Origin of the sequence: Rhizobium sp. BK251, assembly GCF_004345245.1 — a bacterium.
Lineage (GTDB): Bacteria > Pseudomonadota > Alphaproteobacteria > Rhizobiales > Rhizobiaceae > Rhizobium.
This window is the reverse complement of record NZ_SLUQ01000009.1, coordinates 435,119-451,295: the sequence shown is the minus strand read 5'-3', so window position 1 is coordinate 451,295 and position 16,177 is coordinate 435,119. Positions and strand designations below refer to the sequence as shown.

At 58.1% G+C, this 16,177-nt stretch carries 11 protein-coding genes and 3 pseudogenes; 9 read left to right on the top strand and 5 right to left on the bottom strand.

The window, feature by feature from the left end:
• From EV286_RS24790 to EV286_RS24780, 3 genes and pseudogenes are all read left to right on the top strand, one after another.
• Positions 1 to 114: pseudogene (locus EV286_RS24790) on the top strand (ATP-binding protein); the annotation flags it as partial.
• Between the two features lie 100 nt (positions 115 to 214).
• The gene (locus EV286_RS24785) at positions 215 to 541 is read left to right on the top strand and encodes a mobilization protein (RefSeq protein ID WP_132959833.1); all 327 of its coding nucleotides are present in this window, start codon (positions 215 to 217) and stop codon (positions 539 to 541) included.
• On the top strand, positions 538 to 2,241 hold the full coding sequence (locus EV286_RS24780) for a type IV secretory system conjugative DNA transfer family protein (RefSeq protein ID WP_132959832.1): 1,704 nt from the start codon (positions 538 to 540) through the stop codon (positions 2,239 to 2,241). The genes EV286_RS24785 and EV286_RS24780 overlap by 4 nt, the downstream gene beginning before the upstream one ends.
• 386 nt (positions 2,242 to 2,627) lie before the next feature.
• On the opposite strand, the gene EV286_RS24775 is transcribed toward EV286_RS24780, so the two are convergent.
• The 3 genes from EV286_RS24775 to EV286_RS24765 all read right to left on the bottom strand — a co-directional run bounded on the left by EV286_RS24775 (position 2,628) and on the right by EV286_RS24765 (position 5,733).
• Positions 2,628 to 3,467 carry a hypothetical protein gene (locus tag EV286_RS24775; protein WP_132959831.1) on the bottom strand — a complete coding sequence of 280 codons (840 nt, stop codon included), beginning with the start codon at positions 3,465 to 3,467 and terminating at the stop codon, positions 2,628 to 2,630.
• A 147-nt stretch (positions 3,468 to 3,614) separates the two neighbouring features.
• A complete protein-coding gene (locus EV286_RS24770; RefSeq protein WP_132959830.1) occupies positions 3,615 to 4,574 on the bottom strand; it encodes a zincin-like metallopeptidase domain-containing protein in 960 nt (319 codons plus the stop codon).
• Positions 4,575 to 4,842: 268 nt separating this feature from the next.
• Positions 4,843 to 5,733 (bottom strand): LysR family transcriptional regulator, encoded by an 891-nt coding sequence (locus tag EV286_RS24765; RefSeq protein WP_132959829.1) that lies wholly within the window; start codon positions 5,731 to 5,733, stop codon positions 4,843 to 4,845.
• A 128-nt stretch (positions 5,734 to 5,861) separates the two neighbouring features.
• Here EV286_RS24765 and EV286_RS24760 point away from each other — a divergent pair, with 128 nt between their 5' ends.
• The 3 genes and pseudogenes from EV286_RS24760 to EV286_RS24750 form a co-directional block, all read left to right on the top strand.
• A complete protein-coding gene (locus tag EV286_RS24760; protein ID WP_132959828.1) occupies positions 5,862 to 6,125 on the top strand; it encodes a helix-turn-helix transcriptional regulator in 264 nt (87 codons plus the stop codon).
• A 447-nt stretch (positions 6,126 to 6,572) separates the two neighbouring features.
• Positions 6,573 to 6,887: a metalloregulator ArsR/SmtB family transcription factor gene (locus EV286_RS24755; protein WP_088702569.1), complete on the top strand. Its 315-nt coding sequence runs from the start codon at positions 6,573 to 6,575 to the stop codon at positions 6,885 to 6,887.
• A pseudogene (locus EV286_RS24750) lies at positions 6,884 to 7,099 on the top strand (hypothetical protein); the annotation flags it as partial. The gene EV286_RS24755 and the pseudogene EV286_RS24750, both read left to right, overlap by 4 nt.
• A 164-nt stretch (positions 7,100 to 7,263) precedes the next feature.
• Here the strand turns inward: EV286_RS24750 and EV286_RS24740 are convergent.
• Both EV286_RS24740 and EV286_RS24735 read right to left on the bottom strand, forming a co-directional pair.
• Positions 7,264 to 7,512: pseudogene (locus tag EV286_RS24740) on the bottom strand (DUF3085 domain-containing protein); the annotation flags it as partial.
• Positions 7,513 to 7,627: 115 nt separating this feature from the next.
• A complete protein-coding gene (locus EV286_RS24735; protein WP_245500815.1) occupies positions 7,628 to 8,578 on the bottom strand; it encodes a DUF3616 domain-containing protein in 951 nt (316 codons plus the stop codon).
• 554 nt (positions 8,579 to 9,132) lie between these two features.
• Between EV286_RS24735 and EV286_RS24730 the strand changes: the two genes are divergently transcribed.
• The 3 genes from EV286_RS24730 to EV286_RS24720 all read left to right on the top strand — a co-directional run bounded on the left by EV286_RS24730 (position 9,133) and on the right by EV286_RS24720 (position 16,170).
• On the top strand, positions 9,133 to 11,904 hold the full coding sequence (locus tag EV286_RS24730) for a caspase family protein (RefSeq protein ID WP_132959826.1): 2,772 nt from the start codon (positions 9,133 to 9,135) through the stop codon (positions 11,902 to 11,904).
• Between the two features lie 382 nt (positions 11,905 to 12,286).
• The gene (locus EV286_RS24725) at positions 12,287 to 15,103 is read left to right on the top strand and encodes a hypothetical protein (RefSeq protein WP_132959825.1); all 2,817 of its coding nucleotides are present in this window, start codon (positions 12,287 to 12,289) and stop codon (positions 15,101 to 15,103) included.
• Positions 15,100 to 16,170 carry a hypothetical protein gene (locus EV286_RS24720; RefSeq protein ID WP_132959824.1) on the top strand — a complete coding sequence of 357 codons (1,071 nt, stop codon included), beginning with the start codon at positions 15,100 to 15,102 and terminating at the stop codon, positions 16,168 to 16,170. The genes EV286_RS24725 and EV286_RS24720 overlap by 4 nt, the downstream gene beginning before the upstream one ends.
• Positions 16,171 to 16,177: the final 7 nt, after the last annotated feature.

Sequence of the window (16,177 nt, the reverse complement as noted above, 5' to 3'; positions counted from 1 at the left end):
TCGGCGGTGATCACCATCCGAGGCGACAGCTACCGGCTTCGCGAAAAGCGTCGCTCCGGCCTTCTGCAGAAGGCCGGAGCGACGCTCGAACCCAATGAAACCGCAAACCAATGAGGGGTCAGTTCTTCAATTCGGCAAAGGGGTCAATTCCTCGATTCGCTTGACAAGGGGAGCGGCCCGACACGCGAAGGGCCGCACACGGGAGAGAAACGACATGGCACGAGGGACCATCGGCGAACGGCTGGCCCGGCTGGAGGCGCAGAAGAAGACGTTGCAGATGCGGCTTGGCAAACAGGAGCGCGCCATCGACACGCGCCGCAAGATCCTGATCGGGGCGCTGGTGCTGCATCGCCTCGAACACGCGGGCGGCGCGCCGTTTGCGCGCGAGCTCGCTGCATGGCTGCGAACGGAACTGCCGAAGTTTCTGCTGCGCGACGCAGATCGAAGCCTGTTCAACGATCTGCTGACGCCGCAGGGCGACGACCGAGCCTCGAGCGATGATACCGATGATGCTGGTGATCATCGCGAGGCCAGCCGATGAACTGGCTTCGTCTCGTCAGGGCTGCCCTTGCCAACATGATGCGCATGGCCATGCGTGATCCGCTATGGGCCGTCGTCGGACTTCTCACCCTTCCGCTTCGCACCGCAAGGCGGCTTGCGATGGGCGCGGTCGGCTACGCGATCACGGTGGTCAGTGCGGCCCTTGTCCTTCGCTATGTCGGTCACAGCCTGGGGATCGATAAGGGCGATCTGATCTGGATGATCGGCAACTGGATGTTCTCCGCCTTCGCCGTCATCCTGCTGCTCAGGATGCTGTCGGCGCCGCTGATCCTGCACTTCGGATCGGCGCGTGGCGACACGCATGGCTCGGCGCGCTTTGCCGGCAGACGGGAAGTCGCATCCCTGACGCGGGCTGCAGACGGGTTGCTCATCGGTCGCGCTACAAACTCCGGGCGGCTGCTGCGCTATGACGGACCGGCCCATCTTCTCACCATGGCGCCGACGCGCAGCGGCAAGGGTGTCGGCACGATCATTCCCAATCTCCTGACAGCCGATCGCTCCATCATCTGCATCGACCCGAAGGGCGAGAACGCCATCGTCGCAGGCAATGCGCGCCGGCACTTCGGGCCGGTCCATATTCTCGATCCGTTTGCCGTGACCGGCCACGTCCCGTCCGCCTTCAACCCGCTCGACGGCTGCGATCCAGACAGCGTCGATGTCGCCGAGGATATCTCCACTCTCGCCGATGCGCTGGTGTTCGACGCGCCGGGTCTGTCGGGCGACGCCCACTGGAACGAGGAGGCAAAGGCGCTGATATCAGGGCTGCTGCTGCATGTCGTTGCCAGCCAACCGGCAGAGCGGCGCACGCTCTCGACGCTCAGGCACTATCTGACCCTGGCGCCGGATCGGTTCCGGGCCGTGCTTGAGGAGATGCAGGCCAATGATGCGGTGAATGGACTGGTGGCGCGCGCCGCCAACCGGCATCTGAGCAAGTCGGAACGCGAGGCAAGCGGCGTGCTTTCTGCGGCCCAGCGGCACACGCATTTCCTCGACAGTCCGCGCATGACGACGGTGCTGGCACGATCCGGTTTCCGCTTCGCCGACCTGAAGCAAACCAGGGCAACCGTGTTCCTGGTCCTGCCGCCGGACAGGCTTGCGGTCTATTCCAGATGGCTGCGGCTGCTGATTGCCCAGAGCCTGACCGAGATGGCGCGCACGGCACCATCATCAGGGGCATCATCAGGACCATCATCGGCTCCCTCCCGCCCGCCGGTTCTCTATCTGCTCGACGAGTTCGCAGCCCTTGGTCATCTGGCGCCGATCGAACGCGCCATGGGCCTGATGGCCGGCTATGGCGTGCAGCTCTGGCCGATCGTCCAGGACATCCATCAGCTGCGCGCCACCTATGGTCAGCGCGCCGGCACCTTCCTGTCGAATGCCGGCGTGCTGCAGGTGTTCGGCGTCAACGATCACGACAGCGCCCGCCTCGTCTCTAACCTGCTTGGCCAGGAGACCGTCGTCTTCCAGACGGCCGCCCGTGCGCTCGATTCGGAAAAGACCGGCCTCACCCTTGCCGGACAGCATGTCGGACGCCCGCTCCTGACACCGGACGAGGTGCGCCATCTTCCCGGCGATATCGAACTGCTGTTCCTCGCCGGCCAGCGCCCGATCACTGCCACGAAGCTGCGCTATTTTGCCGATCCGGAATTCGCCGGATTGTTCGCGAGAACGCGCGAGTGAGGACGAAGAGATGAAGCGGTCAGCACGCGTGGCGGTAACGTAGCCGTGATTCCCGCAGGCGGTATCCTAGATAACGAGGGTTTTCAGTCTCTGGTATTGCGACAGGCCAAAAAAATCCGCCACAGTCATCGAAGGATGGACTTCGTTGGGCGAACGCGAGCCTGGCGCCACATGCCTCGCGGCGGCCCGGGTGTCCTTCCGTTCTCTTCATCCTTGTTAACGTCCTGTTCGACCGTACTTGCAATAGGCCGCGCAACGCATCTGGACGCCGATCGGAGAGGTTTGCCGCAAGGCGGGATTTCGGACGCGGCTTTTATAATTGGCGCAAAAGGCGAAAGTCTCTAGTCCGTCCTTGCAAAGGGCGTTCCTCACTCAAGCGTTCCGGGTCAATCGGCCGCCGTGAAATCTTGCGATAGCCGTTTTGTCGCGGTATCTTCAATATTACCCAGAGGGGTGAAAAACTCGTCCTGAGAGGTATTCGCAATGTTGTACCTTTCGCGGTCGCGCGCGGTCGCGATAAACGCAAAAGCGCGGCTACCAGCGGCTATGTGTACACATTTGTCTTCGCGCCAGTGCGATCGATCCTCATACTCTCTTAGTACCCCTCGCAGAAATTCCTCTGCCACACCGGCTAGGTTGCTAAGTTCTACCCCGTCAACGTTCACACCTGCGAGGGTTGAGACATTTGCTCGAATTGTGCGTTTCTGGATTTCTAGATCAAGCTGGATTTGCTCAAGTTCGTCGAAAATGCCTTGATATACATCCTCGTCGAAGACGTACTCGATTGGCGTTTTCGTTACAACAAGGCGGCCTCGTGCCCTCAAAGTTCTGCGCGCGAATTTTGCTCTATTGTATATTGCGAGCAATATAGAAAATTGCCGACGAAGGTACTGTAGATTACTCGTCTGTTTCTGCCGAATATCATCTCTCTTCTTTGCTGCATCTTGCCTGTCAGCCTCATATAGGCGGATGAGCGCGGCAACTACCGCGGCGGCAACACCCGTCAGTAGGAAGGAGAGGCAGGTTTTTAGCAGCTCTAGTTGAGCAGGAGGGAAATCCTGTGACTTTGATGACCAATGATTGGCAGCGAGGAAGACTGCCCCCGCCAGCGCAGAGAGCAGAATTACCATCGCCATCGAGAGCAATATTTTCGTCACCCCCGTTTTTCCCGTAGACGGTTCCCGCGTATTTTCATTGGAATCGCTGGCCATTTTAGCTTCACTCATCTCGAGTCCCCCTACTCCTCGCTGCCTCATCGTATAGCGCCCGATCGCTGCAACCAAGCTGCGCTATTTTGCCGATCCGGAATTTTCCGGATTGTTCGCGAGAGCGCGCGACTGATGCTGGCGACTGATGGTGGAAGAGACGGCGGCTTACGCCGCCGCCTCCTCCTCGTGGTCGCCATCGTCATGGTCAGCGTCGAGATCCGGCTGCAGATGATGCAGGTAGTCGACGGCGCGCTGTGCGTGGGCGGCCGCGGTGAAGATCGCCCGCCTGTCGCGGCCGAGAACCTCGAGCCAGCCGGCGAGATAGCTCGCATGATCCGGGCGTGGCTGAAGTTCCGGGACGATGCCGAGATCGGCACAGAGGAAGCAGCTGCCGAGTTCGGCAATCAGCTCCTCGCGGGCGCGTTCGCTCCTGTCCTTTGCATAGCGGCTGAGATCGCGATCGAGCCGATGCGGCGATGCCGTCCAGTGGGTCATCTCGTGACTGAGCACGGCGACATAGGAGCCATCATCGATGAACGCATCGAAGGCTGGCATCTGGATATAGTCGCGGGCCGGCACGTAATAGGCTGCCGTTCCCCCATGGCGGATCATCGCCCCGGTATTGGCAAAGAAGCGGCCGGCATCACCGATGCGGATCAGCGGATCCTGAACCGGGGCGATGTCGTCAAAGCGGTCTTCGAGGCCAGCGATCTGGTCGCGGTTGAAGACGGTGTAGCTCTTCAGGAAGGGAATATCCTGTTCCAGCTCCTCGCCGGTCTCGGACGTCTGCCTGCGCATGAAGGAACTGGCGAAGACGACGGTGGTCCCGGTCTCGCCCTTGCGGACTGCGCCGCCAAGTTCGATTGCCTGGCGAAACGTCATCCAGGTCGACGAGGCAAAACCGCGGGCGATCGCCTCGGACCAGAGAAGCAGGACATTGATGCCCGAATAGGGCTGGCCATTGTGGCGCAGTGGCCGGGTGATCGCGCCGGTCTCGGAACCGGAGTTCCACGGCCTGGTCCATGGCTTGACCCATGGCCGCACGCCCTGTTCGAGCTCGGCGATGATCGTGTCGGTGATGCGGCTATAGAGATCGGCGCGTTGATTGGACTGCTGCCTGCCCATGTTGGAACCTCCGTTTTGAGGTCGCGGCCATCGCGACCTGCTACGGCGGTCCCAAAGCCAGGCGGCAAGCGGCGCCCGCACCCGAAGGGCCGCAACGCAGTGGAGGACGGCAACGCCGTTGCGGGCGCTGCGTGCCTGGCAGGACCGGAGCCGCAGCAGGGCGCGATGGCGGCAGTCGCACGGAGATGATCGGCAAGGCAGGATATTGGCAGGGAGAGACGTTGAACGATTGGACGGCAGACGCAGACAGCAGCAGCCGTCCCTCACCTCACCTTCCCGGCCGTGCCAGCGAGCGGGCGATGTCGATGATGTCGTCGCGGGCGGCCGTCGGGTCTTCCTTGTTCCAGGCAACCCCCAGCCCGATCTTCAGATCGATGCCCCTGACCTTCTTCAGCTCGAAATTGCGCTCGGGAAGATTGGCCGTCCATTCCGGCGCAAAGCCGATGCCAAGCCCGGCAGAGACCAGCGACACCAGCGAGAAGGTGTCGTCGCAGCTATAGGCGATGTTGCCGCTCAGACCATGCTCGTCGAACAGCGAAGCGAAGTAGCGCTCGGTATAGGACAGGTTCGCCCGTGAGAAGGCGATGATCTTCTGGTCCTTCAAGTCCTCGACCGAGATCTCCTCCATCTTCGACAGCGGATTGCTCCTGGCGACAGCAAGCAGATAGTGCTCCTGGGCAATCGAGAAGAAGCGCAAGGTGCCGATGTTCTCGACCGGGCGGATGAAACCGAGATTGATGCGGCCGGTCTCCAGCTGGCGGATGATGTCGTCGCTGGTGCCGCTGGTGATGTGCAGGCGGATATCGGGATATTTGCGGGCGATCCTGGCCAGGAAGGCCGGCAGCACGCTCCTGGTGGCCGGATGCACCGTGCCGATCTTGATCTGGCGGACACTCTTGCCGGCCGCCGAGCGGGTCACCTCGGCCGAGAGATCGATCTCGCTGAGGATCCGGACACAGCGGTCATAGAACACCGCCCCTGCCCTGGTCAGTTCCACCCGTCTCGTCGAGCGGTTGAACAGCTGCACGCCGAGATGCCGCTCGAGCGCCTGCACCTGGTTGGAGAGCGCCGGCTGGGCGATGTTGACCCGCATGGCGGCGCGACCGAAGTGGAGTTCCTCGGCGACCGCGACGAAGTAGGAAAGCTGGCGCAGTTCCATGGTGGCCGCCTATTCGTAAGACTAATGAAAACCTCGGGAAACAGCGTGCGCAACGATCCCCGGCAAACAGTGTAATATGTCGGATATATCCGATGGTTTAATGCAATGCAAGATGGTGGCCATGGCTTATGGACACTCGCGCACGCATAGCTTGGAACCTGAGACAACTAAGAACGTCACAGCACATCACTCAGGAAAACCTGGCAGTGGATGCTGACGTCGACAGGACAGTCGTCAGCGACATCGAACGTGGGCGACACAACGCATCGATCGATCTCTTGGACCGGTTGGCAGCCGCTCTATCCGTTGATGTTTCAGCATTCTTCAAGGAGCCTTCGGCTAAGGAAGGCAAACCCGCACCAATGAAGCCGGGGCGCAAACCCCGTCAATAAACAGGTCGCGTCGGCTTGATTGGGATATCCAGATGGTGGAAATGGATCCGCCGACCCCGCTATCGTACAATCGATTCTTGCTCTTGAGGGGAATCGACCAGCTGGCGAGGATGTGCCGCTCGCATGATCGGAAAGGCACATTGCTCTTCCGGTTTTATTGATCACGCCCCGAATACTTTCGGGATCGTTGGACTGCCGCGACCTCCCCCAAGCTTCGCCGGCAAACTACCGATCCGCTTTTTCTAACCGCCTCGGCCGAGCAGCATAGGCGGCGCGATGACCCAGCTACGCTCTCATCCCCGTCTTGTTCGTAAACTCCGGGAAGCGCTCGGTGATTAGCCGCGTGTCGCTCTCGACGACTGCAGTATCGCAATCCGGCCACCACGAAATACCGGTCCGGCTCCAGGCAGCCTTGCGAATCGCATAAGTGTGTGCTTATGTGTTGTCATGATCGAACATGATATTTTCCGCGCTTTGGCGGATTCGACCCGCCGCACAATTTTCGAAAAGCTGGCGAACGGCAGCATGAACGCCAGCACTCTGCGCCAGGGCATGGATATCAGCCAGCCGGCGATGTCCCAGCATCTCGCCGTATTGCGAGCGGCAAGGCTGGTGCGCGAACAAAGGGAGGGCCGCTTCGTGAACTATGAAGTCGATCCGGACGGGCTGGCCCTTATCGCGCAATGGCTGGCGAAATACCGCGCCTACTGGCCGGCTCGCATCGACGCTCTCAAGCTCTTGCTGAAGGATATGGATCAATGAACGACGTGAAGGCCGAGGCGCAGGCGAAGGTGCAGGAAAGCGGTTTCGAGCAGAGATACGAACTGGACGCGCCGCTGGAGAAGGTCTGGCGGGCGATCAGCATCGCGGAATTCCGGGAGAAGTGGCTGCCGAGGGAGGCGCTTGCCGATCCGCAGTCGCTCTCCGAAACGCCAGGCAAGGAAATCCGCTACAAATTGCGCGACGATACCCCGCAGTCCAAGACCTGACGAAAGCGCGGTATTGCCGAACATATCAAGGGTGAAGGGATCGTTGCTCATCAAGTGCCTCCTTGGAAACGAGCAGGCGCCATCGCCCGGCCGCGAGCGGACAGGAGAGGTTCGCCAGAATGTTGGAAGAGCGAACGCGACGGGTCGTGTCAGCGGATCCGTTCAATGGACATGGAGCTGTCGTTCATGATGATCCGGAGATGCGTTGCATCGGGCGCAGCTGTGATCAGCCGCTCGATTTCGGCGGCGTCGAGAAACTCGACACCGTCATCACCCCCGAAATACTATCGCTTGTAATGCCAGTAGTCCGGGTTGGTCTGGGGATTGCACTCCTCGGCATAGACGACGAGCGCACGTTGGCTTCCGGCCAGCTTGCCGTTCGACATCGCGTATATTCCTGGAGACGGCGAACGTCGGTACCGAACGCACCGACTGATAGAATGTAGGCCATGCGTTTTCCCCTCTTCACACAGAACAGTTTGCGCCGAAGCATTCAAATTCAGAAACTGTGGGCTAGAACTTCACATCGACTGCCGGAAAAAAGGCTTTGGCGGGCGGAGACTTGTCGGAGCATTCCGTTCCCTCGATCGGTGAACCGCCGTTGTCGCTGAACACTTCGCCGGCCTGGTCGTCCCATGCGACGACGGCCTCGGGCGTCATTCCCGTTAAATCGGCGCTCGGTCCGGGCGTTGTCGTTTCGCTTTGTCCATCCCACCAGAAGAGTTTCGGTGCAGGGTTTCCACCGTCAGGCTCTGAGCCGCCGATGATGAGGTAGCGTTGCCCCACCCTGACGATGTCGCGCACGCCGCGCCCGACTGTTCCCGGCCCATCGGATAAATCAAGTGTCACCACACGCTCGATCTTGGCTTTCGTGGCCCCACCTGTTTCGAGGCCCACTAGTTGTTTGGGATTGCCAATCTCGATGAGGATGGCTCGATCACCGGGTAGGGTCTCCGGCCCCCGAAGGCCTATAAGCAGATGCCCGTCCGGGGTATCGGCCATGCCCTCGATATTGAGAGATGGCTTCAGGCGCTCCTCGCTGCGACCAAGTGCTGCGGCCAAATCTGCCCTGAGGTTTCGATAGACTTTTCCGACGTTGGTAAGGGTGCCATCAGCGGTCACGTCTGTTGTGAAGAGGACTTTTCGCTTCTTCTTGTCCTCGCCGCTGCTGTTGAGGGAGTGAGACGAAAGCCAGAAAACGGTGTTGCCGATGCGCGCTGCCGCTTCAATGTCCGTCACATCGCCAACATCGAAGGCTGTGATCGACTTCGCCTTCCCTCGCTCGTATGTAAGGATCGACTGAAAATCATCACTGGCGATGGCGACGTGGGACTTGTCGATTAAAACCGCCGCCGAGGCCTCACAGATGCCGTCATAGTTTCGGCTTCCCGCCCAGGCGCCCGGAGGAGCACCCAAAGAGGTTAGCAAGGCTAAAAGGATCGCGCGGCTGCAGTCCCCATGCAACACCCCTCCCGGTGGGGTAGCAATTCTAATAATAAACTCCCGCATTGGCTGAGCGTCAAGACAGTACGCGAGTATTCCACTCAGTTTCTAAGAGTATCCGCGGCCTACGTGGAAAAAGCAGCGACACCCCAGGAGAGACTGCTTTCTGGATGAACCTCTTATGTCCAGTGACGTAGATCATCTCCAATCTTGGTTGATCCTAGATGGATGACCACCGTCGTTCGATCGAATTTTCATTGTTAAGCGAGGCCACCGTAGTCTGTTTTCTCAAGGACGACGGAAAACCCGCGAAGCTGGTATCATCCTCGAAAAAAATCCATCAGGTTCGCACGTGGCGAGCGAGCCGTTTCTGCGCCGGCAGCCCCTGAGATTGCTTTCTGAAGTATAAGTGGAGTCAATAGGCCAATCTGGAACGCGGTCAAAGCCTGCGCCTCACTTCCGAAATTTAGCCAGGTGAATACGCCCGAGACCAATATCATCAGCACTGTAATAACCCAGTACAATGTGCTTCTTAGGTATTCTGGAAACCGTGGATTTGTCCTGAGGCCATACCAATGAACAAGCTCGGCAACGAAGCCACCGAAGAGTCCGACCAAGAAAACGCTCAGAGCAGTACTCAAAGCTACTCCACCACTCATGATTCTTCCCCCGTTTCGATTACCAATAAAGCCCGATATGTTTGTAGTATAGCAGCTGATCGCTTTTCCAGCCCTATCTACATGAGCGCCCGATCGCGGCTGCGGTATTCTGTGGAGGGAGCATTTGCCCTGGCCACCGCAGTCGCGGCTCTGGCATCCAGTGATCCGCCGAGCGATGTCCACGATGAGGATCTCACTCGGATATCGTTAGAGAAAGCGTTTCGAAAAATCGGCGAGCGGGATAGCAAAGACGACTGCGAGCTTATTCTGGTCCTCTCGGGCCATGGCGACCACGACACGAAAGAAACCTGGTTCTGCACCTATGAAGCCCAACCTGAAGCACCAGATCTGACAGGACGTGAGCTTGCAGCTCTGGTCATGCTTGCCAGACCAACCAAACTATCGGCGATTTTCGATTTCTGCCATGCAGGCGGCGTGGCAAAGGATTTTTGTGCGGCACTTTCAGAGCAACTTGGCACCGAGAATGTCCTGGTACTGGCGGGCGCCTCCTCAGAGCAACTGGCTTATGAGCATCCTGCTCTCGGCAGAGGGCTATTCACGATTGCGCTTCACGAAGCCCTTTTGGACCGACGACTATTTGCGCTTGCCGGACCCCATCAGACCGAGGCGAAGTCGGACAACACGGTTTCGCCTTCAGGTGATTTGGCGCGGCTGTTCGTATTCGCGAGGGAGCGAACCGAACAGCTCGCGTACCTCTTTGCCGGTGGCCGCGTGCAGACGCCCGAATTGTACGGTGCTGGCCATACCAAGCTTTCCTGGTCGGATACGGCGGTAGGCCCACCCGTCGCACCCGAACCCAGGTCAGCGCTGGCAGGGAGGATCAGGCGTACGTTTGGTTGGGGAGTAACGATCAGCGCCACGGTTTGCCTACTCCTTTATTTCTTGCAGTATCATATCGCCGTTCAGCCAAACGGTTGGATCGAATTGCGGCCGGGGCCATCCTGGATGGCTTCACTGGTTCCAGAATTTTTCAGCTCTGGCGTGCAATTGGCAATCGCAGCAGATGACTTGCAGCCCGCCTCTCCGCGTTGGGACGAAAAACGGATATTGTCTCGGACTGCTCTGATGAGAGGAGATGTTAGCGGACTGGTCAATCATCGGTTTGGTGATCAAGAGAATTGGGAGTTCCGGCTTTCATCTGAATTGTCTACCGAAGCCGCCAGACGGGTGGATTTCGTTTCGTCTCGCATGGACATGACCAAATTCTGCGAAAGCACGGACATTCGACGCGACAAAATCCGCGATTATCAATTTGCAGTCGAGGCTGCATTGCTGGATCGCGATCGGTCTTGCCCGGCCCGGTACTTTCTCCTGAATGGACCCGAGATCAACGATCTTTACGATGTGAAAAGTCTGCAAACGAGCGCTGACTATGGGCTTTTGAACTTGTCAGATCAGGTGATAAGGACCTACATGGCCGGGCTCGCCTTGGCCTACATCGAGCTTCGCGATGATTCAGACCGGCGACAGGCATTGGAAGCCGCAATTCTGTTGATCTCTTATCGAGCCGAACGGGGTGTTGTCAGGCAACCCGATTGGCTCAGTTTCCTACGGTTCGTCGAGGATATCGCGCGAAGCCCGATACTGACTGTTGAGCCAAACAACCCGATCTTTCCGCGCTTGGTCAACTGCGGCACCAGTTGGTGCGAACTGCCTATGAAAATCGTGGAGTATTTTGCAGCCGGCCCTAAAGCTTCAGGCATGGGCAGCGCTCGTGGAATGATGATGTGGCTTATGGCGAAAGATTCGGAACGTCAGGCCCTGGAAGGAGACGCCACTCGCTCGTGGTCACTTCCGCCCATCTTGCTGCTCGCGCAGCGCGGCGAACTCGAACAACGTGATCTCGATCTAATCATTCGGCGCTTCGGAATGTTCGCGGTGAACGAAGATATGTTCTTTCTCGACGAAACTTGGCTGCCGCGGTTTGCGCGCGTGCTCCCGCTGAGCGATGAATGGAAAAAGCCTCTGCTGGATTGTGCGCTTGGTTCGCCCGGCAACAACATCCAGTGCCTGCCTGTCGATTCTCAGCTTGCGGCACGCGTCCTTGCCGCTCAAGGTCGCTTCTTGGGCGGCAAGGACCTGTCACAATTGGCCTCGCGACTCGACAGTCGTATTAAACAGGAACGGGATATCCCGGCATATGCGTCCGAAATGATCGACCTGGCGTGCTGGACACCTTTGCCAGAACGATGGGTGTCCGGCCTGGAGCGAGGTGTCGACTATGACATAAAGGTCGCCCCACCCCGTGCTGCCGATCCGTTGACGGGGGTGCAAATCATCGAGGTTACGGACGTCTCAGTGGCTCAAGCGTTGGCAGCCTCGTTGAAGACCAGGCACGGCAGTTCGCCCATGACGGCTGATCTGCTTGTGAAATATGCGGCAAACCATCTCTCTTACACGGGTCTTGATATCGTCTATCGCGCACTGGCACAAAGCCTCAGTGATTTTGACGACACTACAGACCCGGTGCGATCGCTGCACGGCTTGGCATCCGATGCTCAAGCAAGGGCTGTAGTTCTTCGCGCCCTGTCGAACAACATGAAACTAGGACCGCTGACTGATCCGCGTATCATAGCCGGTCCTCGCTTCTGGCGCCTAGATGCGGTTCTAGCTGTGCGCAAACAGCTTGGCGACTATCAGTTCGAACTCGACAGGTTGTGCGAATAGTCAGGCGCCGCACCCTCTCAGGAAACAGGCTCGATCGCCTAAGTCCGTGCGCTGGTAGGTAACACATCGCAGTTTCCCAGAGAGGCTCTAAAAACCGCGGTCCAGTTCAGCAAAACGTCTTGATCCGTGTGATGATCCAGGATGTTTTGCTCGGCGCTGATCCGCTGATCAGTTACTCCAATTGGTTTCCTGTTCCGTTTCAACTCAAGCCCCATCAACGGCGCTCTCGTTAAATTCACAGCAAAAGAGGCCCTCAGTTGCAATCGGCAGAATTACGGGATCAACTCTAGGTCATCGTTGATTCGCTTGGGGGGCGAATGTTCTGCACCTTTTCACTTCATCTTGATTTCGCTGGATCTCGAAAGATCGGGGAATAGAGTTCTTGTCGGGAGGGTGGAATGAGCGCCTAGACAAACACTTCGCAGAATTGAGGGCGAACCGTGAGGGTTCAGGCCTTCCTGTTTTTGCACTTGAGCACGGGCTTTCCAGAAAAGAATTTTCTGAATTATCGGGCTACCTCATCGGACAACTCAAAAACCACGCTAGACTTGCGCCGGATTGGTTAGCTTGGGTCGTTTACGGAGCGGAGCTCGGCTATGACTTTGACGGGCAGGAATACTGGTCGAGCTTTGAGCATCGTACTCCCGGCTGGCGGTATGGGGCCGATCGCGCGTGGTTACGTGATTGGTATCGGAAATTTCACCAGCAATATCAGGGCTTCCGTCCTCGCGGCGCTTGGGCGGAATGGTTTTCAATTATTTCTTGGCCTATTACCCACGCCATTCTTCCGAAGGATCTTCAGACCCAACTAGCCCGCGCTCTATTTTACCTAAGGTTCAGAGTCGCCGCTCGTCTTGGCGATGAGCCGGTGGAGATAGGCCGTCTCATCGCCTTTCACAGTGATGGGAGTTCACGGTTTCGAAACTTCTTGCAACAGGAGGAACTGGTGGGGCGCATCGCGCTTGCCTTGCTGGGAGGGCCACAGGTTTCACCTCAAGGCGCGATCGCTGAATTTACGCTTAGCCGGATCGTTCAGGACCTCGAAAAGGGGCAAAGCGCAAAAGCGTGGCTGCGAGACGCCCGAAAAATCTTCGAAGAAGCCCAGATAAAGGGCGTCGGCAAGTTCGGTGTTCCAGTGACGGTGGCCGGTACGAGCGGGCAGGCTCGCCAATCGCGAATCCGGCTGCGACCATCTCTTTATTTCCAGCGTACTGAGGACAAAAACTGGCTGCTCCTTGCCGAGTTTCCGTCGTATCGTCCCCTTGGCGAACTGTCCCCGAACATTGATCGGTTTCTTCGAAGCACGCGTTGTCAGGTTTCCGGGGCGGAGGGATATTTACCTGCGGGCTGGTTGATATCCCAGGGACAACGGCGGGTCCTCGGAAACTGGCCCGACCCAGCGCGGCCGCTCATCAGCTTTGAGAAACCCAACCAGACCATCGAAAAGTTGCTGCAGTCAGACGCGCGGTTGTTTTCCGGATCGCCTTGGCTCTTTGAAATTGGTCCGGACGGACGCGCATGGGAGGTTCAGTCGAAGCGCGTCCGCCCTGAAAGGCATTATCTCCTGGTCACGGACGACGATCGCATTGATGTGCCGTTCTCCAAGCGTGCCGTATACCAGTCTGCCGGGATCGCACTGCGAGAGATCAATATGCCGGCAAAAATCTCGACCGATGATTTCAAGAGACTTCGCGGCGCCGGATTGCAGGTAGCGAGGACGATTTCGATCTGGCCGGCAGGTCTGCCGCCAAGGCGCTGGGACGGCGAGGGTTCCGCAGAGTGGTATCTGGGGGAAACGCCCTGCATTGGAATCTCCAGTGACCACGAGGTCGGAACGATGACCGTCGCCCTCGACGGATCGCACGTTAGAACCCTTAAGGACTTAGGCGCTGGTCAACAGATTTTTCTTTCAATGCCCGATCTCGCTCCTGGTAGTCATCTCCTGAGGGTCGATGCGCAGGTGGTGGACGCGGAGGGACACCATATCTCCTCGACCGCGTCGATCGAGTTGCAGATTACCGCTCCAGCCGAATGGAATATCGGAACGACCAATTTTCTCGGCATCGTTCCGGCTATTGAACCCTTCCAGCCAAGCCTCGACGACTTCTGGGAAGGGCGAATTGCGCTAGGCCTTCTCGGACCAGCCGGTTATTCCGCGAAGATCTACATCGAGCTTCTCGACGCTGGCAACAGCGATTTGGGAACGGAGTTGGTCACTGAAGCCAGCCTTCCCTATCGGCCGGACATTTGGCAACGGCAATCGACCCAATTTATCAAGCGCTGGACTACGCCTTGGGCCTACCTGTCCGCAAGCAGCGGCAACCTTGTTGTTGCCAGCGATGACCTTGGCACATTTCGCATCCCTCTCCTTCGCGACGTAAGGCCGGTGCGGTTGATTTGGCACAGCACGCAAAAGGCAACGCAAGTAAGGCTCATCGACGACGACCATGGCGCCGACATCGTGTCCGTTGCGTACTATCCTTTTGGCTCTCCGTGCCGCGCTCTTCCGATCACGCCCGAGGAACTGAAGATTGGTTTTGAACCACCTGCACCAGGGGGACTTTTTGTCCTTCAACACGGCGCGCATATAGAATCCGTGGCCGTAAGTATGCCTCAGATCGCAAGTCTATCGGAACTTGCTCCCGATCCGGATGGTGATGACTTTCCGTCGGGTAAAAGTGCTTTGGATGAGACGCGAAAGCATCTGTTGAGATGGGGATCTGCGAAGATTGCGGGTCCGTTGGCTGAGTTGCGCCGCGGGCATATTGTGCATCGACTTGAGCAGCATTTCTTCAAGCTCCTTTGTGGAAGCCAGTGGTGGGAAGCGGAGCGGCAATTTGAAACGTCCGAGAAAACCTACGAGGATTTGAAACTGTTCGCGAGCAAGACGGGAACGAGCGCTTCCTTCTCAGTCTTGCTCAGCCGCGAAATTAGGAAACTGCAAGCGCTCAACGAAGAAGATCGTGCCGACCAATTCATCAACATGGCTGCGCGCTATGGGATTGCCGACAGCGTAACCTGCCGGGCAGCGCTGGCCGTCGGCAGAAGAGCAGACGGCCTTCTGCAGCTAGATGAGCATGCGCTGAATGCCCTTTCAAATCTTGGGAAGCAAATCCGCCCGATCCTTCGAGCAGTTCGTTTCATGTCTTGCGCACAGGCGACGGACGCGATTGACGATATAGAGCGGATGGCGCCATGATCAAATTAGTGGGGTCCACGGATGTACTAGCCGACGCGCACCGATCTTTAGGTCTGTTGAATGGGAGTGCGACCGACGACACTTATCTGGCTGCAATTGTGCGTCGGCTTGCCGGAACCGTTTGCCCTTGTTCGCCAAAGACATTGATAAGAGCAGGACTCGAAACCCATCGGGGCCTGGTCGCCGATGACGACGCGCTGGCCGAGCAGTTGGAACGGGTCATCGATGATCTCGTCGCGGTAGGCGACCTCCTCGAGCTTTCCGATGTCGTGGCGATAGACGAGAAAATAAAAGGCACGTGGCTTTTTGCAGCGCCGCCAGGTTTTGTCATTCATCTGGGAGCGGTGGCACATATTGTTGGCCTTTCGGCCGACGAGCAAACGCCCTTGCCGGCATCTGTACGTGACCGCGTTACGATGCGAGGCGTTTCACGCCGAATATTTCCTCATGAAGGAGAAGATCTTAGGTCACTCTTATCCGAGTTAGGCCTTCGCGAAATATCCAGCGAAGCTTGGCTTCGGCATCCGAAGGCCATGACCGCAAATGAACTGATCGCACGCGCAGACAATCGGCTCGCCTCACAGGGCAAGCCCGGTCTGCTCGAAGATGTGCGCATCTTCAATACTGTGAAAGGGCATCGCAGCTATCGTACCAGTTGGGAAAAAGCGGACCGGCAGACTGGGAAATTTATCATTCGGCGGGCGCAAGGCTACGGCGCAGACCGTTGGGGATACGCAGATGTTGCCGATGGTCGAGTCGAAAGGCTGCTTGAGTTTCCGGATTTCGGTGAACGATGGCGCGGATGCGACGTGGCATGGCGTCTGTTGCTTGCACAGAAAGCAATTCGTGGCGAGAACCAGACCTATCGCTGCACCAGCGCGCCCGAAGCTGGTCACATTGATTTCTTCATGCCGCTACCAGATTGGGCAAGGCGGTCTCTTTACTTCACAGGCAGTCAGGTCGCACCCCGATCTTGCCTGCTTTCGTTCGACGTCCCGCTCACCCAGTTGCCGGCGGTCGAACGATTTCTCGGCGACTACCTTTTTTTGCTACGCGAAACTTCGTGACCGGTGA